The organism is Faecalibacterium longum (assembly GCF_040094125.1).
GTDB classification, from domain to species: Bacteria; Bacillota; Clostridia; order Oscillospirales; family Ruminococcaceae; genus Faecalibacterium; species Faecalibacterium longum.
The window spans coordinates 1-6,056 of record NZ_JBBNIH010000137.1 but is presented as its reverse complement, the minus strand read 5'-3'; the positions used below and the strand labels follow the sequence as shown (position 1 = coordinate 6,056).

At 53.7% G+C, this 6,056-nt stretch carries 6 protein-coding genes; all 6 read left to right on the top strand.

Translation table 11 applies throughout. The features are described from left to right. The first annotated feature begins 6 nt into the window (after positions 1–6). Positions 7–222 (top strand): Maff2 family mobile element protein, encoded by a 216-nt coding sequence (locus AAAU26_RS07570; RefSeq protein WP_055186938.1) that lies wholly within the window; start codon positions 7–9, stop codon positions 220–222. Positions 223–435: 213 nt separating this feature from the next. Beyond that, positions 436–1,302 (top strand): VirB6/TrbL-like conjugal transfer protein, CD1112 family, encoded by an 867-nt coding sequence (locus AAAU26_RS07565; protein WP_097773636.1) that lies wholly within the window; start codon positions 436–438, stop codon positions 1,300–1,302. A 13-nt stretch (positions 1,303–1,315) separates the two neighbouring features. Next, entirely contained in the window at positions 1,316–1,681 is a 366-nt protein-coding gene (locus tag AAAU26_RS07560; protein ID WP_227619393.1) for a PrgI family protein, read from the top strand. Then, a complete protein-coding gene (locus AAAU26_RS07555) occupies positions 1,653–4,046 on the top strand; it encodes a VirB4-like conjugal transfer ATPase, CD1110 family (protein WP_227619394.1) in 2,394 nt (797 codons plus the stop codon). The genes AAAU26_RS07560 and AAAU26_RS07555 overlap by 29 nt, the downstream gene beginning before the upstream one ends. Beyond that, positions 4,043–5,776: a C40 family peptidase gene (locus AAAU26_RS07550; RefSeq protein WP_227619395.1), complete on the top strand. Its 1,734-nt coding sequence runs from the start codon at positions 4,043–4,045 to the stop codon at positions 5,774–5,776. The genes AAAU26_RS07555 and AAAU26_RS07550 overlap by 4 nt, the downstream gene beginning before the upstream one ends. A gap of 14 nt (positions 5,777–5,790) precedes the next feature. Then, positions 5,791–6,056 (top strand): DUF4315 family protein (locus AAAU26_RS07545; protein WP_097771853.1); only part of this gene is annotated, 266 nt, incomplete at its 3' end.

Sequence of the window (6,056 nt, the reverse complement as noted above, 5' to 3'; positions counted from 1 at the left end):
ACGACTATGGAATTCTTTAACTCTGCTATCGAAGTTCTTCAGACTCTGGTTGTCGCTCTGGGTGCCGGTCTCGGCGTGTGGGGTGCCATCAACCTGCTGGAAGGTTACGGTAACGACAACCCCGGCTCCAAGTCTCAGGGCATGAAGCAGCTCATGGCTGGCGGCGGTGTCGCTCTGGTGGGCATCACCCTCATTCCTCTGCTGTCTGGTCTGTTCGGCTAAGAGCCGCAGGCGGGGTTTCCCGCCTGTACATACGCAATCGCTCCATCTCTGCTGTGGATAACAGCCCTTTATAATAAGGAGCGCATTGCATCGAATATCCACCTGATAACTGAAAGGGAGTGTTTTCTATGCAGTTTTTGACCCACATTATTTTTCTTCTGAACCTGCTCAAGACCCTCATCAACCACTTCAGCTAAGGACGGTGAATGCTGAATGGAAACCGTTCTCAAAGCCATTGCCGATTGGATCAAAGGCATCCTGACGGCAGGCATTATGTCAAACCTTTCCGGTCTGTTCGACGATGTGAACACGCAGGTCGGCAACATCGCACAGCAGGTGGGCACCAAACCCTCCAGCTTTGAGCCGCGCGTTTTTGCGATGATCGAAGCTCTTTCTCGGAATGTGGTGCTGCCCATTGCAGGCATCATCCTGACCTTCATCGCCTGTTACGAGTTGATAGAGATGATCACCCAGCACAACAACATGGCGCAGTTTGAGCCTGCCCTCATCATGCGCTGGATTTTTAAGACCGCTGTTTCGGTGTGGCTCATCAGCAACACCTTCGATATTGTGATGGCGGTGTTCGACATCACCCAGAAGGTAGTGTCCGATTCCAGCGGCATCATTGCCGGAAACACCCGTGTCAACGACATTGGCCTGTCGATGTTGGAAGCCAGCCTGATGCAGATGGACGTAGGCCCCCTGTTCGGGCTATTCCTGCAAAGTTTCTTCATCGGCATCACTATGCGGATCTTGAGCATCATCATTTTTGTGATCGTCTACGGGCGTATGATTGAAATCTACTGCATGGTAAGCCTTGCGCCCATCCCCATGGCAACATGGGGCAACCACGAGCAGTCGCACATGGGGCAGAACTACCTGAAATGCCTGTTTGCGCTGGGCTTTCAAGGCTTTCTCATCCTCATCTGCGTGGCAATTTATGCCGTGCTGATCCAGAGCGTGGCAATTTCCGGGGATGCCATCAACTCCATTTGGAGCATTGTGGGCTATACCGTTCTGCTTTGTTTCAGCCTGTTCAAGACCAGCTCCGTGACGAAATCCGTCCTCGGAGCGCACTAAAGGAGGTGCTTACTTGGCTGCGTATATTTCCGTTCCCCGTGACCTGACGAAAGTAAAATCGAAGGTCGCATTCAACCTGACCAAACGGCAGCTTGTCTGCTTTGGCACAGCGGCTCTCATTGGAGTGCCGCTGTTTTTTGTTCTCCGAGATTCCGGCGGCAACACTGCCGCCACCCTCGGCATGATGGCGGTGATGCTGCCGGCGTTCTTCCTTGGAATGTACGAAAAGAACGGTCAGCCCATGGAAAAGCTGCTGTCGTACTATGTGCAGTCCCGGTTTCTCCGCCCGAAGATTCGCCCCTACAAGACCAACAACTACTATGCGATTTTGATGAAGGGAGGCATGACCCATGATCCCGTTTTGGAAAAAAAACGGTAAGCACAACAAGCCGCAGTCTGCGCAGAAGCGCAGGCAGAACGCAAAGCCTGCTGTTCCCCGGACCGCCCAGCAGTCCATCCCCATGCAGCGGATGTTTGAGGATGGCACCTGCCGGGTGAAGCCCAACTACTACACCCGCACCATCCAGTATCAGGACATCAATTACCAGCTCGCCCAGCAGGAGGATAGGACTGCGATTTTTGAGGAATGGTGCAGTTTTCTGAACTTCTTTGATTCCAGCATCAAATTTGAACTGTCCTTTGTGAACATGGCAACCGACAGCACCGAGTTTGAAAAGAGCATCCGCATTCCGTTCCAGAAGGACGGTTTCGATGATGTGCGTGCGGAGTATTCCCAGATGCTGCGCCAGCAGCTTGCCAAGGGCAATAATGGTCTGACCAAGACCAAATTTATCACCTTTGGTGTGGAGGGCGAAAACATGGCACAGGTCAAGCCCCGGCTTGACCACATCCAAAACGATTTGCTCAACAACTTCCACCGGCTGGGGGTGCAGGCAAAGCCCCTGAACGGTGTCCAGCGGCTGAAGCTCATGCACGATATGTTCAACATGGACGGTGCCAGCAAGTTTCACTTTGACTGGAAAGACCTTGTGAAAAGCGGCCTTTCCGTCAAAGATGCCATTGCACCGACTGCCTTTGCGTTTAAGAACTCCCGGACGTTCCAGATGGGCGGCATCTTCTGCGCCGCCAGCTTTTTGAGCATCACGGCATCCGACATCAGCGACCAGCTTCTGAAGGATTTTCTGGATATGGATTCCAGCCAGATCGTTACAATGCACATCCAGTCCGTAGACCAGAACCGTGCCATCAAGACGGTGAAGCGCACCATCACGGAACTGGATCGCAGTACCATTGAAGAGCAGAAAAAAGCCATCCGTGCCGGGTATGATATAGACATTCTGCCGTCAGATTTGAAAACCTACGGCAGAGATGCCAAGGCTCTTTTGAAGGAATTGCAGAGCCAGAACGAACGGATGTTTCTTGTCACTTTTTTGGTGCTGAACACCGGGCGCACGGAGCAGGAACTGGAAAACAACGTCTTTCAGGCCAGCTCCATCGCCCAGAAGCACAACTGTAATCTGTGCAGGCTGGATTTCCAGCAGGAGCAGGGCTTGATGAGCAGCCTGCCGCTGGCTGACAGTCAGATCGAAATTCAGCGAGGGCTGACCACCAGCAGCACGGCCATCTTCATTCCGTTCACCACACAGGAACTTTACCAGTCCGGCAAAGAGAGCCTGTACTACGGGCTGAATGCCCTGTCCAACAACTTGATCATGGTGGACCGGAAGAAGCTGAAGAACCCGAATGGCTTGATTTTGGGCACTCCGGGAAGCGGCAAAAGTTTCTCGGCAAAGCGTGAGATTGCCAATGCGTTTCTGGTGACGGATGATGATATTATCATCAATGATCCTGAGGGAGAGTATTCTCCGCTGGTGAACCGGCTGAAAGGTCAGGTCATCAAAATCAGCCCCAACAGCACCCAGTTCATCAACCCCATGGACATCAATGCCAACTATTCTGAGGAGGATAATCCCCTGTCCCTGAAAGCCGACTTTATCCTTTCGCTGTGCGAACTTGTGGTGGGCGGCAAGGAAGGGCTGCTGCCGGTGGAGAAAACCGTCATTGACCGCTGTGTGCATCTGATCTACCGCAAATATTTTGCGAACCCCTGCCCGGAGAATATGCCCATCCTTGAGGACTTGTACAATGCCCTTCTTCAGCAGGACGAAAAGGAAGCCCACCACGTTGCCACGGCTCTGGAAATCTATGTGAAAGGCTCCCTGAACCTGTTCAATCATCGCACTAACGTGAACGTCAATAACCGCATCGTCTGCTACGACATCAAGGAACTGGGCAAACAGATGAAGAAACTCGGTATGCTCATTGTGCAGGATCAGGTCTGGGGGCGTGTCACGGCAAACCGCAGCAGCGGAAAGTCCACACGGTATTATATGGACGAGATGCACCTGCTTCTGAAAGAGGAGCAGACTGCGGCGTATTCCGTGGAGATCTGGAAGCGTTTCCGCAAGTGGGGCGGTATTCCCACGGGGCTGACCCAGAACGTGAAAGACCTCCTTTCTTCCCGTGAAGTCGAGAATATTTTCGAGAACAGTGACATGATCATCATGCTGAATCAGGCGGCGGGAGACCGGCAAATTCTCGCAAAGCAGCTCAATATTTCGCCCCATCAGCTTTCCTATGTGACCCACTCCGGCGAGGGCGAAGGGCTGCTGTTTTTCGGCAATGTCATTCTGCCGTTTGTGGACCGTTTCCCCACCGATCTGGAACTCTACCGCATTATGACCACCAAGTTGGGTGAAGTCTCGGAGGGCGCGCAGAAATGAGTGAACCGAAGCTGAACATCAAAGAGGAAACGTCCGCAAAAAAGACCCGTTCTCCCCCGAAGAAAACCAAGGTAGAGCAGACGGTGCCCAAAACGAAAAAGCTGAAAACCGATGCAGATAAAGCTGCGGAAAAGGCACAGCATCTGCGGTTTGGCAAGGCGGAACTGACCCCGGACGAACTGAGCCGGTTGAGCAAGGCGCAGAAACGAGAAATGTACGCAGCCCATGCTGCCCGGTCTGCGGTGCATCGGGAGGTTGACCAGTACGAGGACGATAATGTGGGCACGCAGGCTTTAAGCGAGGGCGAAAAGGCAGCAGGAAATGTCCGGGATATTTCCAAGAGCATCTATGCCCGGAAGCTGAAAAAGAAAGCCAAGATGCAGGGCAAGAAGGGTGCCAAAACCGCAAGATCTTCTGCACAGAAGCCGACTTCGGCACAAGATGCAGGCGCATTCGGCACCGGTGAAGGCGGCTCCAACTGGCTTTCCCGCTGGAAACAGCGGCAAGAAATCCACAAAAACTACTATGCCGCCGCACGGTCGGGCACGGCGGCGCAGACCGCAGGCGGCAAAGCGGCATCCAACGGTGCATCTGCTGCCCGGTCCGGCGTGGAACAAACCGTAGAAAAAGGTAAAACCGCCGTCAGCACTGCCGTGAAAGGGCTGGCGAATGCCACCAAGAGCAACGCACACGTTCTGGTGATCGTGGGCGTTTTTCTTTTGCTCATCCTCATGGTCATGTCTGGCTTTTCCTCCTGTGGCATCTTATTTGGTAGCGGCACACAGGTGTCCGGGCAGACCATGTACTCTGCCGAGGACAGAGACATCCGGGGCGCAGAACAGGACTACAAGAAGCTGGAAAAGGAACTGGATAAAAAAATCAAACGCACCCCTACCAACCACCCCGGCTACAATGAGTACCAGTATCACCTTGATTCCATCGAGCATGACCCGTGGCAGCTGACCTCGTTCCTGACCACCTTGTATGACGATTACACCCGGTCGGAGGTGCAGGGCAAGCTGAAGGAGACCTTCAAAAAGCAGTACAAGCTGACCACATGGGTAGAGGTGCAGATACGGTATAAGACCGTCTGGGTCATCAGCCCGGCAGGAATCCCGGTTCCCACGCAGGTGCCCTACGAGTACAAAATCTTCCACACCAAATTGGTGAACAAAGGACTGGAAGTCGTTATCCGGGAAGAATTGAATGCCGACCAATGGAAACGGTACGAGATCTTTCAGGACACACTGGGTGGTCGGCCTTATCTATTTAACGGCGGTCTGCCGCCCGGTGGTTCCGATGGCTCCGGCACACCGGGCATCGACTATCAGGTTCCGGCAGAAGCCCTGACCGACAGCGAGTTTGCCGCCATCTACAAGGAAGCCCAAAAGTATGTGGGCACACCCTATGTGTGGGGCGGCTCCACCCCGGAAACCGGCTTTGACTGCTCCGGCTATGTCTGCTGGGTGTATAACCAGAACGGATATAACGTGGGCAGAACGACCGCCAACGGTCTGTGGAACAAGAGCCAGCACATCAGCGAAGCCGAAGCAAAGCCCGGAGATCTGGTCTTTTTCAAAGGAACCTACGACACCCCCGGCATGAGCCATACCGGGATTTATCTGGGCAATGGCATGATGGTCAGTGCCGGAGACCCCATCAAGTACGCAAACATTCACTCGTCCTACTGGGAGAAGCATCTCGCCGGGTTCGGACGACTTTCAAAATGATTGGAGGAATTACTATGAGTGAAAAATCGGATAAGCTGCGGGCGATGTTGGCAAAAGAGAAGGAACGCCGCATCAAACTGAACAACCGTATCGAGATTTTGGAGAGGCGCATTCAGGAGGAGGATTCCGCCGAGGTCAACGAGATGGTGCGGACTGCAAAGGTCACGCCGGAACAGCTCGCCGCCCTGCTGCGGCAGTCGGCTACCGCCACCCCGAACCCGGCTGCGCTGTCTGCCGTGGGTGCAACTTTCGAGAAGGAGGTCGATGCAGATGAAGATTA

Coding starts and splice junctions, on each gene's coding strand:
- AAAU26_RS07555 (WP_227619394.1), top strand. CDS start 1,653: ATGATCCCGTTTTGGAAAAAAAACGGTAAGCACAACAAGCCGCAGTCT.
- AAAU26_RS07565 (WP_097773636.1), top strand. CDS start 436: ATGGAAACCGTTCTCAAAGCCATTGCCGATTGGATCAAAGGCATCCTG.
- AAAU26_RS07550 (WP_227619395.1), top strand. CDS start 4,043: ATGAGTGAACCGAAGCTGAACATCAAAGAGGAAACGTCCGCAAAAAAG.
- AAAU26_RS07570 (WP_055186938.1), top strand. CDS start 7: ATGGAATTCTTTAACTCTGCTATCGAAGTTCTTCAGACTCTGGTTGTC.